This window comes from Microvirga roseola (assembly GCF_020866965.1).
GTDB classification, from domain to species: Bacteria; Pseudomonadota; Alphaproteobacteria; order Rhizobiales; family Beijerinckiaceae; genus Microvirga; species Microvirga roseola.
Genome location: NZ_JAJATX010000018.1, coordinates 1 through 20,901, shown reverse-complemented (window position 1 = coordinate 20,901; position 20,901 = coordinate 1). Strand labels below are relative to the sequence as shown.

Annotated in this window: 15 protein-coding genes and 1 tRNA gene; 7 read left to right on the top strand and 9 right to left on the bottom strand. The window is 64.4% G+C overall.

What is annotated here, in order from left to right:
- Positions 1–2: 2 nt before the first annotated feature.
- A complete protein-coding gene (gene apaG / locus LG661_RS12640; RefSeq protein ID WP_230532258.1) occupies positions 3–395 on the bottom strand; it encodes a Co2+/Mg2+ efflux protein ApaG in 393 nt (130 codons plus the stop codon).
- 89 nt (positions 396–484) lie between these two features.
- Between apaG and LG661_RS12635 the strand changes: the two genes are divergently transcribed.
- From LG661_RS12635 to LG661_RS12610, 6 genes are all read left to right on the top strand, one after another.
- Entirely contained in the window at positions 485–1,111 is a 627-nt protein-coding gene (locus LG661_RS12635) for a CDP-alcohol phosphatidyltransferase family protein (RefSeq protein WP_230532257.1), read from the top strand.
- A gap of 71 nt (positions 1,112–1,182) precedes the next feature.
- The gene (locus LG661_RS12630; RefSeq protein WP_230532256.1) at positions 1,183–2,274 is read left to right on the top strand and encodes a 2'-deoxycytidine 5'-triphosphate deaminase; all 1,092 of its coding nucleotides are present in this window, start codon (positions 1,183–1,185) and stop codon (positions 2,272–2,274) included.
- Between the two features lie 43 nt (positions 2,275–2,317).
- Positions 2,318–2,392 (top strand) — tRNA-Gly (locus LG661_RS12625).
- Between the two features lie 603 nt (positions 2,393–2,995).
- The gene (locus LG661_RS12620) at positions 2,996–4,438 is read left to right on the top strand and encodes an efflux RND transporter periplasmic adaptor subunit (RefSeq protein WP_230532255.1); all 1,443 of its coding nucleotides are present in this window, start codon (positions 2,996–2,998) and stop codon (positions 4,436–4,438) included.
- On the top strand, positions 4,435–7,617 hold the full coding sequence (locus tag LG661_RS12615) for an efflux RND transporter permease subunit (protein ID WP_230532254.1): 3,183 nt from the start codon (positions 4,435–4,437) through the stop codon (positions 7,615–7,617). The genes LG661_RS12620 and LG661_RS12615 overlap by 4 nt, the downstream gene beginning before the upstream one ends.
- A gap of 84 nt (positions 7,618–7,701) precedes the next feature.
- Positions 7,702–8,625, top strand: a complete 924-nt coding sequence (locus LG661_RS12610; protein WP_230532253.1) for a ribokinase — start codon at positions 7,702–7,704, stop codon at positions 8,623–8,625.
- Between the two features lie 20 nt (positions 8,626–8,645).
- Here LG661_RS12610 and LG661_RS12605 read toward each other — a convergent pair whose 3' ends face one another.
- From LG661_RS12605 to xylB, 8 genes are all read right to left on the bottom strand, one after another.
- Positions 8,646–9,899, bottom strand: a complete 1,254-nt coding sequence (locus tag LG661_RS12605) for an AGE family epimerase/isomerase (RefSeq protein WP_230532252.1) — start codon at positions 9,897–9,899, stop codon at positions 8,646–8,648.
- A 19-nt stretch (positions 9,900–9,918) separates the two neighbouring features.
- Positions 9,919–10,869, bottom strand: coding sequence for a carbohydrate kinase family protein (locus tag LG661_RS12600; RefSeq protein WP_230532251.1), 951 nt, complete (start codon positions 10,867–10,869; stop codon positions 9,919–9,921).
- Between the two features lie 68 nt (positions 10,870–10,937).
- Positions 10,938–12,539: a ribulokinase gene (locus LG661_RS12595; RefSeq protein ID WP_230532250.1), complete on the bottom strand. Its 1,602-nt coding sequence runs from the start codon at positions 12,537–12,539 to the stop codon at positions 10,938–10,940.
- A gap of 27 nt (positions 12,540–12,566) precedes the next feature.
- Positions 12,567–13,262, bottom strand: a complete 696-nt coding sequence (locus LG661_RS12590; RefSeq protein WP_322098864.1) for an L-ribulose-5-phosphate 4-epimerase — start codon at positions 13,260–13,262, stop codon at positions 12,567–12,569.
- 82 nt (positions 13,263–13,344) lie between these two features.
- Positions 13,345–14,286, bottom strand: coding sequence for an ABC transporter substrate-binding protein (locus LG661_RS12585; RefSeq protein ID WP_230532249.1), 942 nt, complete (start codon positions 14,284–14,286; stop codon positions 13,345–13,347).
- A 100-nt stretch (positions 14,287–14,386) separates the two neighbouring features.
- Complete coding sequence (locus LG661_RS12580; protein ID WP_230532248.1) at positions 14,387–15,418, bottom strand: ABC transporter permease subunit; 1,032 nt, start codon at positions 15,416–15,418, stop codon at positions 14,387–14,389.
- Positions 15,415–16,920: a sugar ABC transporter ATP-binding protein gene (locus LG661_RS12575; RefSeq protein WP_230532306.1), complete on the bottom strand. Its 1,506-nt coding sequence runs from the start codon at positions 16,918–16,920 to the stop codon at positions 15,415–15,417. Before LG661_RS12575 ends, LG661_RS12580 begins: the two co-directional genes overlap by 4 nt.
- Before the next feature lie 183 nt (positions 16,921–17,103).
- Positions 17,104–18,588, bottom strand: coding sequence for a xylulokinase (gene xylB / locus LG661_RS12570; protein ID WP_230532247.1), 1,485 nt, complete (start codon positions 18,586–18,588; stop codon positions 17,104–17,106).
- A gap of 449 nt (positions 18,589–19,037) precedes the next feature.
- Between xylB and LG661_RS12565 the strand changes: the two genes are divergently transcribed.
- Positions 19,038–20,534: a phospholipase D-like domain-containing protein gene (locus LG661_RS12565; RefSeq protein WP_230532246.1), complete on the top strand. Its 1,497-nt coding sequence runs from the start codon at positions 19,038–19,040 to the stop codon at positions 20,532–20,534.
- Positions 20,535–20,901 lie beyond the last annotated feature (367 nt).

The window sequence follows — 20,901 nt, the reverse complement described above, 5'->3', positions numbered from 1 at the left end:
CCTCAGTGAAGAATGCGGTTGGTGCGCGGAACATCGAGCGAGAAGGCGGGAATTTCCGCGTTGAAGACATCGCCGCTGGCGGTCTCCATCACGTAGCTGCCCTGCATGGTGCCGCCCGGCGTGGTTAAGGGGCAGCCGCTAGTGTAGCTGAAGCTCTCGCCTGGTCCTAGGATCGGCTCTTCGCCGACGACCCCGGCGCCCCGCACTTCCTGGACGCGGCCCCGCTCGTCGGTGACAGTCCAGCAGCGGGCGCGAAGCTGAACCCGTTCCAGGCTCGTGTTGATGATCTCCACCGTATAGGCGAAGAAGTACCGGCCATCATCCGGGGACGATTCTTCGGGCATGTAGCGGGGCGTCACCGTCACGCTGATGCCACGGGTTATGGCCTTGTACATGGGCTCCTCTATCAAAGGTGGAAGATCGCTGCAGGTCCGTGGTAAGCCCGCCCTTGAACCTCGTCAATCGAGGCAGAGGAGATGATGCCATGCTCGACGGCTGGGTGCGGCCCCTGATCGATCCGCCCCTGGACCGGGCCGGGCGGAGCCTGGCGAAAGCCGGGCTCTCCGCGGATGCAGCGACCGCCTTGGGGCTGGTCGCCGGGCTCGGAGCCGCCCTTATGATCGTGCTGCAGTTCGATGCGGCGGCGCTCGTCCTGTTCGCCCTCAACAGGCTGCTCGACGGACTCGACGGCGCGATCGCACGCGCCAGCCAGCGCACCGACCGGGGCGGATTCCTCGATATCGTCTTCGATTTCGTCATCTACGGGGCCGTGCCGGCAGCCTTCGCCCTGCGGGAGCCTGAGGCTCATGCACTGCCGGCCGCCATCCTGCTCCTCTCCTTCTATATCAATGGAGCGAGCTTCCTGGCCTTTGCGGCGGTGGCGGCCAAGCGCGGGATCGAGGGCTCGTCCCGCGGGATCAAGTCCTTCTACTTCTCCGCTGGCCTGATGGAGGGCACCGAGACCATCCTGTTCTTCCTCGTCATGATCCTGGTGCCGGACCGATTCCCGGTCCTGGCCTATGCCTTCGCGGGGTTAACCTTCATGAGCGCTTTGGCGCGTGTGACCCTGGCATGGCACGTGTTTCGCGACGAGAATGAGGAAACGGATTAAGAATTCCGTAACATGGCTTAGAGAGAAGCCACACTGGACAACACAGGGCGAAGGCCCGTCGGAGCAAGATCATGGTAGCGTTGAAGGACGGGATCCAATCGGCTGATGCCATCATGCGCCTGACGGAAGCAGGCGTGATCGCGCCCGAGACGCCTTTTGCATCCGATCAGGTGCAGCCCGCGAGCCTCGATCTGAGGCTGGGCAAGCGGGCCTACCGGGTCCGCGCCAGCTTTCTGCCCGGCCGCAACCACACGGTTCGCGACCGGCTGACCCAGCTGAGCTTTCACGAGATCGATCTCGGCCCCGGGGCCATCCTGGAGACGGGAAGTGTCTATATCGCTGAGCTGCAGGAAGGCCTTGCCCTACCTCAGGATCTCTCCGCCGCAGCAAACCCCAAGAGTTCGACGGGGCGGATCGACGTGTTCACCCGCGTCATCACCGACCGCAGCCAGGAATTCGACACTATCGGCGCCGGCTACCGTGGTCCGCTCTATGCCGAGGTCTCGCCGAGAACCTTTCCGGTCCTAGTCCGGACGGGGACGCGCCTTTCGCAACTACGGCTGCGGAAGGGAGACGTCCGCCTGAGCGATGCCGAACTCCATGCCCTGCACCAGCGCGAGCGGGTGGTGACCTCGGCCGAGCCCTCGATCCAGGATGGCGTCGCCGTCAGCGTAGATCTGGCGGGCTTCGGGGCCGACAAGCTCATCGGTTACCGCGGCAAGCGGCATACGGGCCTCATCGACGTGGATAAGCCCGGATCCTGCCGGATCGCCGATTTCTGGGAGCCGCTCTATGCGGATTCCAGCCGCACCCTGATCCTCGACCCCGGGCAGTTCTATATCCTCGCCTCCAAGGAGGCGGTTCATGTGCCGCCGGACTACGCCGCCGAGATGGTGCCCTTCGACCCCCTCGTGGGCGAGTTCCGGGTCCACTACGCCGGCTTCTTCGATCCAGGCTTCGGCCATGCGGAAGCGGGAGGGGAGGGGGCCCGTGCAGTCCTGGAGGTCCGATCCCGCGATGTTCCCTTCATCCTGGAGGATGGGCAGATCGTCGGTCGCCTTGTCTACGAGCGCATGGCGGAGAGGCCAAAGGTGCTCTACGGCGCAGGAGCGGGCTCCAACTATCAGGCGCAGGGCCTCAAACTCTCGAAGCATTTCCGCTGACCCCTTGCCGGATAGGGGATAACACCGGTATGAATAGAGTCATGCGGGCGTAGTTCAGAGGTAGAACGTCAGCTTCCCAAGCTGAATGTCGTGGGTTCGATTCCCATCGCCCGCTCCAAAGTCCCTAGAAAATAATGCCGCTGCCTCTGCTCCAGATACCGGGTCGATTGCGGCGGGTCCTGAGCGCCAGTTGTCCTGGCCAATTCGGCAGTGGGCTGCCGGTATCGTTAGGCGGCTTAGCGCATCGCAAACGGTGAACCCTGGAACATTCGTCTCCTGGTCCTCTTGAATCCTCATCAGGTTTTCAGGAGATCGACGCAATGTTCAGGCTCATTCGAAATATCTTTCTGCTGCGGCAGGTATGGAAACTCGTGAAACGTCGGCGCTGAGGGGTAGGCGGATGGGTCCCGGTACGCTCCGTCCGCCTGATTGGCCGAAGTTCAGGTGGTAGTCGGCAAGGCGAAGCTGAGCGTTTGCGCTTGCCCAGGAAGCCGGACTTGCCCAGGCAACCGGATCAGGCACTTGGGCTCAAGCTCGGCAGGGTCATTGCTGGGCCAATGCCAGCTGTCGCCCGTGAACGGAAACGCCGAGACCGAGTTCTCTCCCCGGCAGCCCGTTAGATCACACCAAACCGGCCAGGGAATTATGGACAGGCATAGACTGCGTCTCGATACGGCATCGCGCCGATTGCCGATCTGGGCCTTCGGCCAGGAGTGATGTGGTGAACCGCTCCGTGCTGATCTCCATCGTGCTCGTCGTGGCGCTCGTCGGCTGGATTGCAAGTGGGATGCTGTTTGAGACCGAGGATGCGGCGCCCCCGGAGCCGCCGCGGGCCGCCGGCGACGTGCTGGTGGAGGCGCGGAGACTGTCGGCGCAGCCGGTCACGCGCTCTCTGCTTATCCAGGGCGAAGTCCGCCCCGTTCGCGAGGTGGTTCTGCGCTCTGAGGCCGACGGCACCGTGGCCGAGATCCCGGTGGAGGAGGGGGGGCGGATCGAGGAGGGCGCGCTCGTTGTGCGCCTCGCTCTCGAGGAACTCGTCGCAAGGCGCGAGGAGGTGCGGGCCCAAGTCGCGCAAAGAGAGGCCGACTACGAGGCCGCCACGCGGTTGGGGGAGCGGGGCTATACGCCCGAACAGCGCGTCCGCGAGGCGTTCACCCAGCTGCAGGCCGCCCGCGCGGCCCTGGCGCGTATCGAGCAGGAGATCGAGAACACGACGATCGAGGCGCCGTTCTCCGGGATCGTCAACGAGGTTGCGGTCGAGGTCGGCGAGTTCGTGTCGGCGAACGGGACGGTCGCCACGCTGATCGACAACGACCCGCTGGTCGTCACCGTGAACGTGCCTCAGCAGAGCATCGATCAGGTCAGCGTCGGCGCGCCCGCCAACGTGACCTTCGTGACGGGCCGCGAGGCCCAGGGACGGATTACCTATGTTTCCGCCAATGCGCAGCGCGAGACACGGACCTTCCGGGTGGATGTCGAGGTACCCAATCCCGATGGCCGGACGCCATCCGGCATCAGCGCCGAGGCGCGCATCCCCATCGAGACGGTGCCGGCCCATTTTCTCTCTCCTGCACTGCTGTCCCTCGGGACGGACGGCGCACTCGGGGTGAAGACCGTGGATGCAGACAATGTCGTCCGCTTCTATCCGGTCGAGATCGTGCGGGCTCAGGCCGACGGAATCTGGGTGTCCGGCCTGCCGTCGCAGATCCGGCTGGTCACGACCGGCCAGGGCTTCGTCCGCGCAGGAGAGCGCGTCACGGTCGCGGAGAGCAGCAATGCGCAGCCCGCTCCGCCAGCGCTTCCCCAGACCGTCCCGACTGCGCGTGAACCGGCTCCTGCCGCCGGGAGCACCGCCCCCGCACCCCCGGAGTCCGCAGACCGGTCCCAGGCCGCTCAGACAGCGCCTCCCGCCGTGGTGGCCGCTGCTCCTTCTCCGGAAGAGCCCACTCCCACGCTCCCGGTTCCTGTTTCCATCGCGGAGATCCAGCTCGCGCTTGCAGCCGCAGGCTTCGACCCCGGGCCGGCCGACGGCGTCCCAGGCCCCCAAACCGTTGACGCGATCCGCTCCGCCCAGGCGCGCTTCGGCCTGCCGGTCACGGGCGAGCCCGATCCCGAACTCCTGCAGCGCTTGCGCGCGCGCGCCACGGCGGGGAGCGGGCAGTGAATGCGATCATCGACGCCGCCTTCAGCCGAAGCCGCACGGTCCTGCTGCTGCTGCTGCTGATCCTGAGCTTCGGCGTGCTCTCCTACCTGACCATCCCGAAGGAATCCTCGCCCGATATTCCGATCCCGACCATCTATGTGTCGGTGCCCTATGAAGGCATCTCGCCCGAGGATGCGGAGCGGCTCCTCGTGCGACCGCTCGAGACCGAGCTCCAGACCATCGAAGGGCTGAAGGAGATCCGTGCGACGGCGGCCGAGGGCTATGCCTCCGTCACGCTGGAGTTCGACGCCGGCTTCGATGCGGACGAGGCGCTCGACGAGGTGCACGAGGCCGTCGATCGGGCGAAGGTGGAGCTGCCGTCCGGCGCGGAAGAGCCGGTCGTGCAGGAGGTGAACACCGCCCTGTTTCCCGTCCTGACGGCCGTGCTGTCCGGCCCCATCCCCGAGCGCGCGCTGGTCGGTCTCGCCAACGATCTCGAGGACCGCATCGAGGCTCTGCCCGGCGTGCTGGAGGTCGATATCGGCGGCGACCGGGAGGAGGTGCTCGAGGTCCTGATCGATCCTGTGGCGCTGGAGACCTATGGCATTTCCTTCGAGACCTTGATCAGCCAGATCCAGCGCAATAATCGCCTGATCGCGGCCGGTGCCTTGGAGACGGAGGCCGGGCGCATCGTGCTCAAGGTCCCTGGCGTCATCGAGAACATCGAAGATGTCTTGAATCTGCCGGTAAAGGTCGTCGGCAGCACTGTCGTGACCTTCCAGGACGTCGCCGTGCCGCGCCGTACCTTCCGCGACCCCGAGAGCTTCGCGCGCATCAACGGTCAGCCTTCCGTCGCCCTGGAGATCAAGAAGAGGACGGGCGCCAATATCATCGAGACGGTGGAGAGCGTGCGCGCGCTCATCGCCGAGCGCCAGCAGACCTGGCCCTCCACGGTCTCTGTCACTTATCTCCAGGACGAATCCAAGCAGGTCCGCACCATGCTCGGCGACCTGCAGAACAATGTGCTCAGCGCGATCATCCTGGTGATGATCGTCATCGTTGCGACCATGGGGCTTCGGTCTTCGATCCTCGTGGGGCTCTCGATTCCGGGCGCGTTCCTGGCGGGCATGATCGTGCTCTACGGGCTCGGCTATACGCTCAACATCATCGTCCTGTTCTCCCTTATACTCGTCGTCGGCATGCTGGTGGACGGCGCCATCGTCACGACGGAGCTGGCCGACAGGCGCATGGCCGAGGGGGCGTCGCCGCGCGAGTCATATTCCTTCGCGGCCAAGCGAATGGCCTGGCCGATCATCTCATCGACAGCGACGACGCTGGCCGTGTTCCTGCCGCTTCTGTTCTGGGGAGGCGTTGTCGGCGAGTTCATGAAGTTCCTGCCGATTACCGTCATCATCACGCTCACCGCATCCCTGCTCATGGCGCTGGTCTTCATCCCCGTCCTTGGCGGCATGATCGGGCGCTCGGGCGCACAGAGCGAGCAGCAGCTGGCGGCGATTCGCGCTGCGGAGACCGGTAGCCTCGACCAGATCGCCGGGGGCACCGGCGCCTATCTGCGCCTGCTGCGCTGGTTCGTGAGCCGTCCCACCTTCAGCCTCGTTGTCGCCTTCGCCATGCTCGCAGCAGCCATTGTCGGCTATGCGCGGTACGGGAGAGGGGTGACGTTCTTTCCCGAAATCGAGCCGGATTTCGTGCAGGTTCAGGTTCAGGCGCGGGGCAATCTCTCGGTCTACGAAAAGGACGCGCTGGTGCGGCGCCTGGAGGAGGCCATTCTCGACCTGCCGGAAGTCCAGACCGTCTATGCCCGCACGATCGGCGTGCGCCTCGGTGGGCGCGAGCTCGCCGAGGATGTGGTCGGCGTGATTCAGCTGGAGCTTGCCGAATGGGACCGCCGACGCAAGGCCGCCGTCATTGCGCAGGATATCCGCGAGCGGACCGCATCGATCCCCGGCATCCAGTTGCAGATCCGGGAACAGCAGCAGGGGCCGAGCCAAGGCAAGCCGATCCAGCTGCGGGTCAGCGCCCGCGACCCGGATACGCTCGCGGGCGTGGTGGAACGCATCCGCGCTCTGATGAGCGAGATAGGCGGCTTCGTCGATGTGGAGGACAGCAGGCCCCTTCCGGGGGTCGAATGGCAGCTGAACGTCAACCGCGCCCAGGCCGCCCGCTACGGTGCGGACGTCACATTGCTGGGGCAGGCGGTGCAGCTGCTGACCCGGGGGCTCCAGGTCGCCGAGTATCGCCCGAACGATGCGGACGAGGAGGTGGAGATCCGCGTCCGGTTCCCTGCGACCAATCGCAGCCTGGAGCAGCTCGAACAGTTGCGCATTCCGACGCAGGAAGGGCTGGTGCCCATCCGAAACTTCGTCACCTTCGAACCATCCCCGCGCACGGGCACCCTGAGCCGGGTGGATGCGAGGCGCGTCATCACGGTCAGCGCCGACGTGCCGGAAGGCGTCCTGGTGAACGACAAAATCCAGCAGCTTCGGGCTGCGCTCGGGGCAGCCGAATTGCCCGAGGGAGCGAATTACGAATTTGCCGGGCAGGACGAGGAGCAACGCGAGGCCGCGCAGTTCCTCACGGTCGCTTTCGCCGCCGCCATCTTCCTCATGCTCATCATTCTGGTGACGCAGTTCAACAGCATCTATCAGGCCGTGCTGGTGCTGAGCGCTATCATCTTTTCGACGGCGGGCGTTCTGCTCGGCCTGCTGATCACCGGAAGGCCCTTTGGCGTGGTGATGGGCGGCATTGGCGTGATCGCGCTTGCGGGTATCGTGGTCAACAACAACATCGTGCTGATCGATACCTACAACGACCTGCGCGGGCGCGGCGTCGGGCCGGTCGAGGCAGCCTTGCGGACCGGCGCACAGCGCCTGCGCCCGGTGCTCCTCACCTCGATCACGACCGTTCTCGGACTGATGCCGATGGTGCTCGCGGTCAACATCGATCTGGTCAACCGGGACGTGGCCGTCGGCGCTCCCTCGACCCAGTGGTGGACGGAGCTGTCGAGCGCCATTGCGGGCGGTCTTACCTTCGCCACCATCCTGACACTCGTTCTCACCCCGTCGATGCTGGTGCTCGGCGCAAAGGTGTCCGGCTGGTTGAGAGGGCGTTTCGGCAAGCGATCCACGCTGTCCGGCGAGGATCGTTTGGACCGGGAGCATCAGGGCACAACCGTCTGAGTATCCTTTCCGTGTCATGTTCTCTCGCCGGTTCGGGCGGATACTCTATATGCTCGGTCTGTCAGAGGCTTGAGGCAGGACCGCATGATCGTCGTGTTCGGATCGATCAACATGGATCTCGTTGCGCGGGTGCGGAGCATCGCCCGACCAGGGGAGACGGTTCTCTCGCGTCAGGCCGACAGCTTCTTCGGCGGCAAGGGAGCGAACCAGGCGGTGGCCTCCGCCCGGATCAGCCGGGGCGGTCCGGTCACCGTTGCCATGATCGGAGCCGTCGGCGACGATGCTTTCGGGACGGCCTGCCTCGACAATCTCCGGGAGAACGGAGTCGATGCCGGGGCGGTCAGGATCGCCGACGAGCCGACAGGCTGCGCCTTCATCACGGTCGATGAAGCGGGGGAGAATGCCATCACTGTGGCCAGCGGCGCGAATATGGGACTTCGTGCCGGAGATGTACTGGCAGACTTCCTGTCGGAGGCCCAGGCTCTCGTCCTGCAGATGGAGGTGCCCGTTACAGAGAGCCTGGAAGTCGCCCGACAGGCCAAGCGGAACGGGGTGCCGGTCATCTGGAACTTCGCGCCGGTTCCGACCGACCTTCGGCAGGCGGACATCGCCGACCTGCTCTCGGCGACCGACTTTCTCATCGTCAACGAGCACGAGTCTGTATCCGCCGCCGCCATTGCCGGGGAGCAGGTCGGAGACGACTATCTCGAAGCTGCGGCGCTCCTGGCAAGAACCTATGGTCCGACCTGCATCGTCACGGCAGGAGCGCGCGGCGCCATCGCAATTGGGCCGGACGGTTCTCGAGTGCACGCCTCCGCTCCGCCGATCACGCCGGTGGATACGACCGGTGCGGGAGACACTTTCGTCGGCGTGTTTGCCAATGGCTTTGCCGAGGGACTTGAGATTGGCAAGGCCCTGCAGCGGGCCTGTCTTGCGGCATCCCAGGCCTGCCTGACCGCAGGGGCGCAGGCCGGCATGCCGACGAGAGATTCGCTGGAAGTCTCCTGACTTCAGCGGCCTTCTCCGAACTAGCTCCCTGTCTCCTGCGGGATGACGCGGGTCAGGCTTCCCGTTGCGGGGAAGAGAGGAATGAGGCAGCCCTGAAGGACGTGGTAGAGATCGGGCTTGCCCGTGAACAGCGTGCTGGCGGGCTTCAGGTCCTCGGACAACTCTGGATGCCATCCCCCGTGTTCGTGGTCGATCAGATGACGGTCGGCAAAGCCCCAGAGTGTACGATACCAAGCCTCGTGGAATTCGCTCGGGCAGTGTTCGTTCAGGAAAGCCGCCGCGCCGATGGCTTCCGCGCAGGGCCACCAGAGCTTCTGCGGCAGCCTGGGTTCGTCGTCCCAATCGAGAGCATAGAAGAAGCCGCCATTCTCCTCGTCCCAGCCGAGCTCGATGGATTGCCTGAACAATTCGCGGGAGGCTTCCGGCATCCAGTCGTGCCGCTTGCCGCCGAGCGTCCAGAGTTGGACCAGGAGCCGTGCCCATTCGAGCCAGTGGCCCGGTGTCGTGCCATAGGGACGGAACACGTCATAGCCGCGGTAGTCACGGTCGAGCGACCAATCCGCATTGAAATGCTCCGCCACCCTATAGCGGAGTGCGGCAGCGTGGCGGCCGATGATGAGGTCGGCGATGCGTTCGGCCTTGTCGAGATAGGACCTGTCGCCGGTCGCCTCGAAGGCGGCCATCAGCGACTCCGTCAGGTGCATGTTGGAGTTCTGGCCGCGATACTCGCTCAGGGGCGACCAGTCCCGGGCGAATTCCTCGGCCACGGCACCGTGCTGCTCTTCCCAGAAGCGTTCTTCCAGGATCTGCGTGATGTCCTCCAGGAGGCGATCCGCGAGGGGATGTCCGACCACCTTGGCGCTCGAGGCGGCCAGCAGGACGAAAGCATGCCCGTAGGCCTGCTTGGTATCGTCCTTCGGCCCGTCATTATTCAGAGACCAGACGTAGCCGCCGTGCTGGCTGTCCCGGTGCCCGTTCCAGAGGTATTCCATGCCGTGGTCCACGATCGCATCGCATCCAGGCCTGCCCAGCAGCGTGCCGATGGCGAAGCAATGCACCATGCGCGTGGTGTTGTGGATCTGGCGGACGGGATTGCCGGTGTCGATGCGCTCACCGGCAGTGCCGAGTTCGAAGAACCCGCCTTCCGGATTGATGATCCGGTTCTGGAAAAGACCGAACAGGTTGTTCGCCTGCTCGGCCAGCCAATGCCGGTGGAACGGCCTGGTCCGCCAGGGGGAGCCAAGGGGAGGGAGGACGGGCTGGGTGGTCGTCATCGTTTCAACTCCATCTCGCTCAGGCTCCCACCGACATGAACTCCACGACCTCGTCCCACGAGGGCGAGTTCGCGCCACGTCTCGTGCAGACGATGGCAGCGGCGGCGGCGGCGAAGTTGAGCGCCTCCGCCACCTGAGCCTCACTGAGGCTCGCGATGTGCTCAGGGGTGAGAAGGCCCTTCGCATCGAGCCACGAAAGCAGTCCTGCATGAAAGGTATCCCCGGCTCCGACCGTGTCCACGACCGTGATCCGAGGGGCCGGACGCTCCAGGACGGTGTCGTGGAATGCCGCCAGGGGCCCCTTCTCGCCGCGTGTGACAATGACGAGACTGGGGCCAAGGCGAAGCCATGCGTGCGCGGCGGAAACGAGATCACGTGTTCCGTAGAGCAGCTCGATATCCTCGTCGCTCGCCTTCACGACGTCGGCATGGGCAAGCAGGCGCTCGAAACGGTCCCGGTAGGCGGTCAGGTCGCCGACCACGCGCGGCCTGACGTTCGGATCGAGAGAGATGACACGCGAGCCGGCCTCGCGGCGGAGCAGGGCCTCGATGGCACTGGCGACCGGCTCGACACCGAGCGAATAGGAGCCGGCTGCGATGGCGTTCACTTCCGCAGGCAGTTGCGCGGGGAGCGCTTCAGGACTCAGCACCCGGTCCGCGCTCTCCTCCGCATAAAAGGAGTATTGCGGCTGCCCCGCTGCGTTTGTGGCGATGATGCTCAACGTGGTCCGCTTCGGGCTGCGCTGCAGGTATTCGGAACTGACGCCCCCCTCGGCAAGGCGGCTGGCGAGGAAAGCGCCGAAGGCATCCTCCGAGAGCGTCGAGAGAAATCCTGCCGGGCGGCCGAGCCGGCCGATGGCGAGGGCGACATTGAAAGGCGAGCCGCCCGCAATGGCTTCCGCCGAAAGCCCTGCCGGGGAGGGGGCTCCGACGAAGAGATCGATCAGAGCTTCGCCACAGACGAGGATCATGGCAGGGTCTTCCCTGAGGGATAAACGATGGCTGTGCTCGTCTTCGCATTCCACATGGTCGTCTCGCCTCAGGCCGGAACGGGATCGGCAGGAGCAGGCTGCGAGGGCAGCGCGGCGATGCGCTTGAGATCACGCAGGATGTCGCCCAGCGCAACGGGCCCGCTGACGCCGCCGAAGCCGAAATACAGCGCTCTGTAATGCCGGAAGAGCTGCTCGTAAACGGCATGGGCGGCAGGATCCGGTTCGAAGGTCCGGAAGGGGAGGCAGATGGTCCGCTGAGCCTCTTCCAGGCTTTGGTAGGAGCCCGCCGCCAAACTCGCGAAGATGCTGGAGCCGAGGCCGGTCGGAATCCCATTCGGAACGAGGACGGGTCGCCCGAGCACATTGGCATAGACCTGGTTCAAGACGGCATTGTGCTGCGGGATGCCGCCCGCATTGATCACCCGCTCGACCGGGACGCCTCCCTCCGCCATGCGCTCCAGGATGATGCGGGTGTGGAAGGCCGTGCCCTCGATGGCGGCGAAGAGCTCGTCCTGCGCCGTGTGCAGGAGATTCCAGCCCAGCGTGACGCCACCGAGATCCGCCTTCACGAGAACGGTCCGGTCTCCGTTGTCCCAGGTCAGGCGCAGGAGGCCTGTCTGGCCGGCGCGATACTGCTCAAGTCCTTTCGACAACTCCCGGACATTGGTATTGGCGCGACGCGCAATCGCCTCGAAGATGTCGCCTGTCGCCGAAAGACCGGCTTCGATTCCGACGAGGCTTGGGTCGACGCTGCCCGGCACGACCCCGCAGACACCCGGAATCAGGCTGGTTTGCTCTGCCATCGCAATGATGCAGGTCGAGGTGCCGACGACATTCACCACATCGCCGACGCGGCAGCCTGCCCCGATGGCGTCCCAGTGGGCATCGAAGGCGCCGACCGGGATCGGAATGCCGGCCTTGAGGCCCAGACGTTCGGCCCATTCCGGCGCGAGGTGTCCGGCAATCGTATCGGACGTCCTGTACTCGCCCGCAAGCTTGTCTTGGATCCCGTCGAAGAGCAGGTCGACCTTGGAGAGAAACTCCTGCGAAGGAAGTCCGCCCCAGCGTGGGTTCCACATCCACTTGTGGCCCATGGCGCAGACGCTGCGCTTCAGCTGATCGAGACGGGTTGCGCCTGTCAGAGTGGCCGCGACCATGTCGCAGTGCTCCATCGCGGTCACCAGCCGGTCGCGCCTGTTTGGATTGTGCCGCAGCCAGTGGAGCAGCTTCGAGAAGCCCCATTCGTGTGAATAGACGCCGCCGCACCACTGGATCGCCTCAAGGCCCTCCTGGTGTGCCAGCCGCGTGATCTCTTCCGCTTCGGCTTTCGCGCGGTGGTCGCACCAGAGATAGTACTCGCCAAGGGGCTCAAAGCCTTCGCCGACCATGACGACGCTGGAGCCGGTGGTGTCGATGGCAAGGGCAGCAACATCGTCCCTCTTCACGCCCGCGGATGCCAGGGCGCCGCGCATGGCGCGCGCCAGCGCATCCATGTGATCGGCATGGGACTGGGTGGCGTGATCGGGATCGTCCCGTCTGCGGTGGAGCGGGTACTCCGCGGTGGCAAGCCCAAGAGGACCCTTGCGGTCATCGACAAGGGTGACGCGCACGCTGAGGGTTCCAAAATCGACACCGGCTACAACGGCCATCTCGGTCTCCAGAGCGGAATGCAAATGTTATTTGTTGGATTGACCATAGGTCGCTGTCGAGCCGTGCTTTCGGAAATAGTGCCTGTCCAGGAGCGCCTGGGACACGCCTTTCGCGTTGGGCTCCAGCGAAAGCGTGTACATTGCCATACGGGCAACGGCTTCGAGCACAACCGCGTTATGAACGGCGTCGTCCGGCGTCTTTCCCCAGCAGAACGGGGCATGCCCAGCCACGAGAGCCGCCGGGACTTCCATGGGATCGCGGTTGCCGAAGGTCTCGACGATGGCGACACCGGTCGCGTGAACGTAGTCGCCGCCGATTTCTTCCGCAGTCAGCTCGCGCGTGACCGGGACGGGGCCGTAGAAGTAATCGGCATGGGTCGTGCCGAGAGCAGGGATCGGGCGCCCGGCCTGCGCCCAGGCCGTGGCATGCTCGGAATGCGTGTGCACGATCCCACCGATCTGCGGAAAAGACCTGTAGAGATGGAGATGCGTCGCAAGATCGGAGGAAGGACGAAGCTCGCCCCAGACGGTCTTTCCGTCGAGGTCCGTGACCACAAGGTCGTCCGCCCTCATGCGCTCATAGGGCACACCGCTCGGCTTGATGACGACGAGCCCATCCTCGCGGCTGATGCCGCTGACGTTCCCGAAGGTGTAAAGGACAAGCCCGCGGCGAACCACTTCCAGATTGGCTTCCAGAACCTGCTCCCGCAGCTGCCTCAGCATGGGACTCCTCCTCGGATCGAAACGGCCTGCTCTTATGAAAAGGCGGCCACGACAGGAGCCGTGGCCGCCGGATCGCGGGAGGTCAGCGCGCTGCCGTCCAGCCCTTGTACTCATCGACATTCTCGGCCGTGATCAGCTTCGGCTCGAGCAGGACAACCTTCTGCGCAGGCTGCTCTCCCTTGAGAACTCCGGCAGCCAGTTCGAGCGACTGGCCCGCCATGGTGTACGGATCCTGAGAGGCGGAGGCTTTGATCAGCGAACTGCCCGACTTCAGCTCCTGCTCGATATCCGGAGCGCCGTCGACGCCCGTGATGATGAACTCGTTGCGGTTGAGCTGCTTCGCGGCCAGGTTGACGCCGATCGCGGTCGGGTCGTTGACGGCGAAGATCGCATCCACTTTCGGGAAGCGGGTCAGGAGGCTCTGGCCGACGGCGAAGCCGCCTTCACGGGAGCCCTTGGCGTCCTGGTTGTCGGACAGGATGTTGATATCCGGGTGCTTCGAGAAGACCTGCTTGCAGCCCTTCACGCGATCGATGATCGAAGATACCTGCGGCCCGTTCACGATGATGACGTCGCCTTTGCCCTTCAGCTGATCGGCAATGTACTGGCACGAGAGCTCACCGGCCTTGACGTTGTCGGTCATGACCGTCACGTCCGCACCCGTTGCCGCGACGTCGAAGGCGGCGACGACGATGCCGGCATCCTGCGCACGCTTGACGGAGGGAGCAATGGCGACCGGATCGACCGCGTTCAGCATGATGACGTCGGCGCCAGCGGCGATGAAGTTGTCGATCTGCGTGAACTGCTTGTTGAGGTCATAATCCGACGAGACGGAGGTGATGTTCACGCCCGAATTGATCTCCTTCGCCCTGTCCGTGATGCCCTTGATGGTCGCGACGAAGAAGGGATTACCGAGCGAGCCGACGGAAATGCCGACATTCTCGAGCTTCTTTTCCTGCGCATAGGCAGAGGTTGCCAGTCCGGCGATGACGGCCAGGCTCAGTGTCAGTCGAGAGAGTACCATTGCTTCCTCCTGGTATCTTGTGACAAGCGGCTTCAGGAATCTGGTCCAGCTTCCGAAAGCCGCGCATACAAGCGCCCGGGTGCGGGCGCTGGTATTCCGCTCAGGTGCGTGCGGACCCCCTGAGCCGGTAGCGGTCGAGCGCTACGGCACCGATGATCACGAGCCCCTTGATGATGAACTGCCAGATGTCGGACACGCCGACGAGGATCAGGCCGTTCGACAGAATGGCGATGATCAGGGCGCCGATAAGCGTGCCCCAGATCGAGCCGATGCCGCCGACGAAGCTCGTGCCGCCGAGAATGACGGCGGCAATCGCGTCGAGCTCATAAGATTGCCCGAGCTGCAGGCCGTTGGCGGCATAGAGGCGGGCTGCCGACATCACCCCGCCGAGCCCGGCTGCGAGGCCGGAGAAGCAGTAGACGAAGAGCAGCACCGCCCAGACCTTGATGCCTGTCAGGCGCGCTGCATCCGGGTTGCCGCCCACGGCATAGATGTGAACGCCGAGCACGGTGCGGCGCAGGATGAACCATGAGATCACCACGACCGCGAAGGCGATCCAGACCAGCCAGGGTACGCCGAACAGGGTTCCGTTCCCGATAAAGGCGAAAGGCAGCTGCGGGTTGAACTGGGTCGTGTCGCCGCCGAGAAGGCGTGCGAGGCCGCGCACCGCCGTCAGCGATCCCAAGGTGACGATGAAGGGCGGTAATCGCGCGAAGGCGATGAGGGCGCCGTTCACAAAACCGAGCGCCAGGCCCATCAGCAGGGCGGCCGGTATGCCGACCATGCCCCATTCGGGGATCAGGGAGCCGAGAATGGCGACCATGGCGGAGGCGGCCAGGATCGAGCCGACGGAAAGGTCGATGCCGCCGGTCAGAATCACGAAGGTCATGCCAGCAGCCAGCACGATATTGATCGCAGCCTGCTGCGCGACGATGGAGAGATTCTGGAAGCTCATGAACCGGCCGGACATAAGCTCGAAGACGATCGCAAGGATGATCAGCACCGGCAGCATGCCGACTGCCTGCAGGGTGGATCGCCATGCGAGGCGGCGCTGACTGCTCTGGTTGCCGGTCTTCGCGCCTCCCGGGCCCGTTCCCTGTATCGATGTACTCGTATCGTTCGGAGGGGTCATGCGGCTGTCTTCCTCACACCTGTCGCAATGGCTACGATGTTCTCCTGCGTGATCGGCGGATGATCGGGCCCGCCGCCGACTTCGCCCGCGATCCTCCCTTCGCGCATGACGAGCACCCGGTCGCAGATGCCGACGACCTCAGGAAGCTCGCTCGAAATGACGATGACGCCGACGCCATTGCGGGCGAGGTCGTCGATCAGGCGGTAGATCTCCGATTTCGCGCCGATATCGACGCCGCGGGTCGGCTCGTCGAGGATCAGGACCCGCGGCTGGGTCTCGAGCAGGCGCGAGAGCAGGACCTTCTGCTGATTGCCGCCGGAAAGGCTGCCCACGGGCACGGTATCGCCCGCAACCCGGATCCCGAGCGCCTGGATGGCGCTGGCGGCGCGCTCCTTGGCGGCCTTCAGGTTCAGGACGCCACCCGCGCGGGCATCGCGTCCCAGCACGCTGATGCTCACGTTCTCGCGCACCGACAGGTCAAGGAAGAGACCCAGATGCTTGCGGTCCTCGGTGAGGTAGACCACGCCGGAGCGGATCGCGTCCTCGGGGCGGTTGATGGAAAGCGGCTTGCCATCGAGGACGGTCTCGCCGCTGGTGCGGCGGTCGGCTCCATAGATGAGACGGGCGAGCTCCGTCCTGCCGGCGCCGACGAGGCCCGCAATGCCGAGGACTTCGCCTTCGTGCAACTCGAAGGAGCAGTCATGCACGCGCTTTCCATCGCCGATATTTCGGACGGAGAGGATCACGGGGCCGCGGCTCTCGTGGGCGTTGTGCTCCTTCTTGTAGAACGATGACAGGTCGCGCCCGACCATCATCTGCACCAGCCGCTCCGCGGAGATCTCGTCCCGCACGAGCGTTCCGACATAGGAGCCGTCGCGGAGCACCGAGACCCGGTCGGCCAATTCGTAGACCTCGGCCATGCGGTGGCTGATGTAGATGATGGCCAGCCCTTCGGACCGAAGCTGGCGCACGAGCGCGAAGAGCGCCTCCGTCTCGCGTGAGGAGAGGGAGGTGGTCGGCTCGTCCATGACGAGGATGCGGGAATTCGCGATGAGCGCTCGGGCGATCTCGACAAGCTGCCGCTCGGCCATGGACAATTCGCTGACGAGCGTCGTGGGAGTGAAGGCTACGCCCAGCCTGTCGAGGACGGAGCGGCAGGCATCCGCCATCGAGCGGCGATCCACCATCGGGCCGGTCTTGTGCTCGCGCCCGAGAAGCACGTTCTCAGCCACCGTCAGGTTCGGTGCAAGGGAAAGCTCCTGATAGATGATCGAGATGCCGTGATGCCGCGCCGTGAGGGGCCCGTCGATATGGACGGGCCGGCCGTTGATGCGGATCTCGCCGCCCGGATCCGCCTGATAGGCGCCGGACAGAATCTTCATCAGGGTGGACTTGCCGGCACCGTTCTCGCCCATGAGCGCATGAATCTTGCCCGGATAGACCGTCAGCGCCACGTCCGTGAGCGCCTTGACGCCAGGAAAGGTTTTCGAAATGCCGCGCATCTCGAGAATGGGAGCCGCCTCCGTCACGGGCGTCTCTCCCACAGTCCGAAGATGGTGGGATCCGAACCCAGTCTCCCCATGGCAGAGCCCAACGACACGAAATCCTCCCTGATGTGCCCGATTGCGGATCGGAGCGGCTTCTTGGTTCAGGATGAGGAAGAACTAGGAGCGTATGCCGTTGCGTCAATTGCCCTTTCCCGAAGCGCCGCGAAATTCCGGCTTCAGGGCTTCGTACAGGTTTCGGAAGGCTTCGACACGGGGAGCATAGGCTTCCACGAGGCTGGGTTGTGGCTCGACGGTCTCGATCACGGCGGGTGCAGTGCAGACGGTCTCGATGGGCTCCCCTGTCACCGCGAGCCGCGCCAGCCGCGCTGCCCCGAAGGCCGGTCCTTTCTCGCTCCCCTCGTAGCGCAGGAGCGGAATGTTGAGGACGTTTGCGAGGATCTGCGTCCAGAATCGGCTGCGCGATCCGCCTCCGATCAGGCCTGCGCCATCGAGTTTCGTCCCGGCCTGCGCAAGGCAAGCCTTCGCATCCGCGAAACTGAAGGCGACACCTTCCAGGACTGCCTGCACCAGATCGGTCTGCCGTGTCTCCGGCGAGAGCCCAAAGAACACGCCGCGGGCGTAGGGGTCGTTATGGGGCGTGCGCTCCCCGGCAAGGTAGGGAAGGAAGAGCAGGCTGGACGGCTTTCTGTATTCCGCCTCGGTCTGGCGCAGAAGTTCGGCGATATCGGCCTTGAGGAGCCCGGCCGCCCAGGCGAGGCAGCTCGCAGCGTTCAGCATGGCTGCCATCTGGAACCAGCGATCGGGAACCGCGTGGCAGAAGGAATGGACCAGGGCCTCGGGCGCCGGGCTGAACTCCCGGGTGGTTACAAAGAGCTGTCCGGAGGTTCCAAGGGAGATGAAGGCCGATCCATTGTCGACGGCCCCGAGTCCGACCGCGCCCGCTGCCGCATCTCCGGCCCCGCCGGCCACGACGACATTGCTGCGCATTCCCCATTGCCGGGCGATCTCCGGACGCAGCACGCCGGAAGGGGAGGAGCCCTCGACGAGATCGGGCATCTGGGACCGCTCCAGCCCCGTTGCGGCAAGAGCCTCGTCCGACCATGCCCGCGCCGCCTCGTCGAGCCACCAGGTGCCGGCGGCGTCGGACATATCGGTCGTGCGCGAGCCGGTCAGCTTCAGCCGGATATAGTCCTTCGGCAGCAGCACCTTCCGGACGGCCCGGAATGTCTCCGGTTCATGCCGGGCGAGCCACAGGAGTTTGGGGGCCGTAAAGCCGGGCATGGGGATGACGCCCATCATCCGTGATAGGCCGGGATGCCTGACCTTGAGTTCATCCGCCTCCTGGAAGGAGCGGCCATCATTCCAGAGAATGGCCGGGCGAAGGGGGCGATCCTGATCGTCGAGCAGCACGGCGCCGTGCATCTGTCCCGACAAGCCGATCCCCTGGACATCGGCCAGAGCGGACGGTGCGTGGGTCCGCAAGTGCTCGATGGCGGCTTGAACCGCCTGCCACCAAGCCTCGGGATCCTGCTCGGACCAGAGCTCGCGCGGGCGCGAGACTTCAAGAGGAACATCCGCTTCGGCGAAGACAATCTGCCGCTCATCGACGATGAGGGCTTTGATGGCGGACGTGCCGATATCGATGCCGAGAAAGTTGGACATGCCCATTTCCCCTTCCAGAAGCTTCTTGAGGTGGTCCGCCCTTAACCTAGAGCTTCAAGGCGTAAGTTCAGCAGCGTCTGGCGCGAAGAGGGTTAGCTACAGTGTCGCCGGATCCGCCGAATGATGTTGCGTGTGCAGAACCCACTTTGGCGGTGGGCAGAAGGGTAGGGGCCTTATTGCTTCGCTATCTGGAACCTGCGGAGGCAGTGCTCTGTTTGCGAATTGATGGTTGCGATCCGATGAAGTGAAGCGGGTGCAGGACGATGACGGAGCCGTTCAATCTCGGTGAAGCCGTCTAAGGCTCCAGCCATGAGCCTTACGAACACGAAGGGATAGAGATACTGCAATTGAGATCCTGCATCGAAACAAGTCTGGGCATCGAGCATCCGGCTGGGACAGGGGCATCCCCGCCACGTGGTGTCCTGCGCCCAGGAGAGACATGCTGGCGCATGGAGCGGGCGGACCGCTTTGCCCTTATAGTGGATGCTGCGGATTACTTCTCCTATGCCAAGGATGCCATGCTGAAGGCACGCCGCTCCATCCTGCTGATCGGATGGGACTTCGACCTGCGGATCGACCTCACGCCTGCAGACGATGCGGATAAGGAAGACAGTCAGCTGGGACAATTCATGAAGAAACTCATCCGGCAGCGCCCGGACCTCGAGATCTTCATCCTGAAATGGGACATGGCCGTCGTCTACACTCTAAGCCGTCAGGTGCTGCCGCTCATGGCGCTCGACATCATGACCCGCGGCAGGACACATCTGCGCTTTGACAGCACCCACCCCTGGACCTCGGCGCATCACCAGAAAATTGTCGTCATTGATGATGCGCTTGCCTTCTGCGGCGGTATCGACATGACCACGGACCGGTGGGACACGCGGGGGCATCTGCCCAAGGACACTTGCCGTAGGAGGCCCGATAGCTCCCGCTATGGCCCATGGCACGATGCCACTGCAGCTGTCGATGGGCCGGCCGCGCGAGCGCTGGGCGACTTGGCGCGTCAGCGCTGGCGCTTTGCGACAGGCGAGCGACTCCCCGCCGTCGAGCGGGTCGAGCCTCTCTGGCCTGAGGGGCTGAGGCCCCAACTCCGCAATGTGGAGGTGGGCATCGCACGAACGATGCCGGCCTATGGTGGCCGCCCTGAAATCCGGGAGGTCGAAAGCCTGTACCTGGAGGCGATCCGCTCTGCGACGCGGTCCATCTACCTGGAGAGCCAGTATTTCGCATCCGCTCTCATCTGTGACGCGCTTGCCGATCGCCTCGAGGAAGCGAACGGCCCCGAGATAGTGGTGGTCAATCCACGCTCTACGGAGGGATGGCTCGAGCAGGAGACAATGGGCGTGGCCCGGGACGTATGTCTCGAGCGGGTCTTGCGCGCAGATCGGCACGGCCGGTTTCGGATCTTTTATCCGGTGAACGAGGCGGGGCAGCCGATCTACGTCCATGCCAAAATTCTGATTGTGGACGACCGGCTCATGCGGGTCGGATCGTCGAACATCAACAACCGCTCCATGGGCTTCGATTCCGAATGCGACCTCGCTATCGAAGCCGCGGAGCCCGACCGTGCGACACGGGATGCCATTCAACGCATGCGCAACGACCTGCTGGCCGAGCATCTCGATGTCGGAATCGAAGACGTGAGGGGGGCAATCACCATCAGCGGTTCGCTCGTGAATGCCGTCGAGGCCCTGGTAAAATCCCACGGCAGATCTCTCCGTCCTCTTCCCGTCCGGTCTGTCAACCCGGTTGAGGAGGCTGTCGTCGGCCTCCGCATCGCGGACCCGGAGCGGCCGGATCAGCCGGAATCGCGCCTGGAACACGCCGTCAAGCGCGCTGCGCTCGCCCTCCCTCCCAAGGCGCTTCTGGCTGCGACCGTGGGATTTGCAAGCGGCTTCTATATGGCGCGTAACCTCCGCTCTCCGCGCCAGAAGCGTTCTCGCTGATCTCGGGCCTCGCTTCTGCGATAATCGAGGGCTCCGGTAGGGGCAGAAAGGGAAGACCTTCTTTCTCGCATCCAGGGTGTTGACAAGCCGTCCGGTAATCGTCATATCCGCAGCCCCGCCGGACGTGAGTCCAGGCGGACTCCAAACCCTCACCGGACGCAGGCAGGCTCTCAGGAGCTCCGCACTAGTTCGGGTCAGATCAAGATCCCCAAAAGGTTCTGATCGACGGCACGAGCCAACAGCTCCGTTGAACGGACGCTTCCCGTGGCTCCTCTGACGAGATAGCAAAGTTTTAAGGCGACGCGAGTTGCTTGAAACAAAGGTCCACGCAGGGATGATTTCATTTCTGCGAGCGTTATTTCTTTGT

Excerpts from the sequence above, each read along its gene's own strand:
- apaG (WP_230532258.1), bottom strand. The coding sequence starts at position 395 with ATGTACAAGGCCATAACCCGTGGCATCAGCGTGACGGTGACGCCCCGC.
- LG661_RS12635 (WP_230532257.1), top strand. The coding sequence starts at position 485 with ATGCTCGACGGCTGGGTGCGGCCCCTGATCGATCCGCCCCTGGACCGG.
- LG661_RS12630 (WP_230532256.1), top strand. The coding sequence starts at position 1,183 with ATGGTAGCGTTGAAGGACGGGATCCAATCGGCTGATGCCATCATGCGC.
- LG661_RS12610 (WP_230532253.1), top strand. The coding sequence starts at position 7,702 with ATGATCGTCGTGTTCGGATCGATCAACATGGATCTCGTTGCGCGGGTG.
- LG661_RS12605 (WP_230532252.1), bottom strand. The coding sequence starts at position 9,899 with ATGACGACCACCCAGCCCGTCCTCCCTCCCCTTGGCTCCCCCTGGCGG.
- LG661_RS12600 (WP_230532251.1), bottom strand. The coding sequence starts at position 10,869 with ATGATCCTCGTCTGTGGCGAAGCTCTGATCGATCTCTTCGTCGGAGCC.
- LG661_RS12595 (WP_230532250.1), bottom strand. The coding sequence starts at position 12,539 with ATGGCCGTTGTAGCCGGTGTCGATTTTGGAACCCTCAGCGTGCGCGTC.
- LG661_RS12590 (WP_322098864.1), bottom strand. The coding sequence starts at position 13,262 with ATGCTGAGGCAGCTGCGGGAGCAGGTTCTGGAAGCCAATCTGGAAGTG.
- LG661_RS12585 (WP_230532249.1), bottom strand. The coding sequence starts at position 14,286 with ATGGTACTCTCTCGACTGACACTGAGCCTGGCCGTCATCGCCGGACTG.
- LG661_RS12580 (WP_230532248.1), bottom strand. The coding sequence starts at position 15,418 with ATGACCCCTCCGAACGATACGAGTACATCGATACAGGGAACGGGCCCG.
- LG661_RS12575 (WP_230532306.1), bottom strand. The coding sequence starts at position 16,920 with ATGCGCGGCATTTCGAAAACCTTTCCTGGCGTCAAGGCGCTCACGGAC.
- xylB (WP_230532247.1), bottom strand. The coding sequence starts at position 18,588 with ATGTCCAACTTTCTCGGCATCGATATCGGCACGTCCGCCATCAAAGCC.
- LG661_RS12565 (WP_230532246.1), top strand. The coding sequence starts at position 19,038 with ATGGAGCGGGCGGACCGCTTTGCCCTTATAGTGGATGCTGCGGATTAC.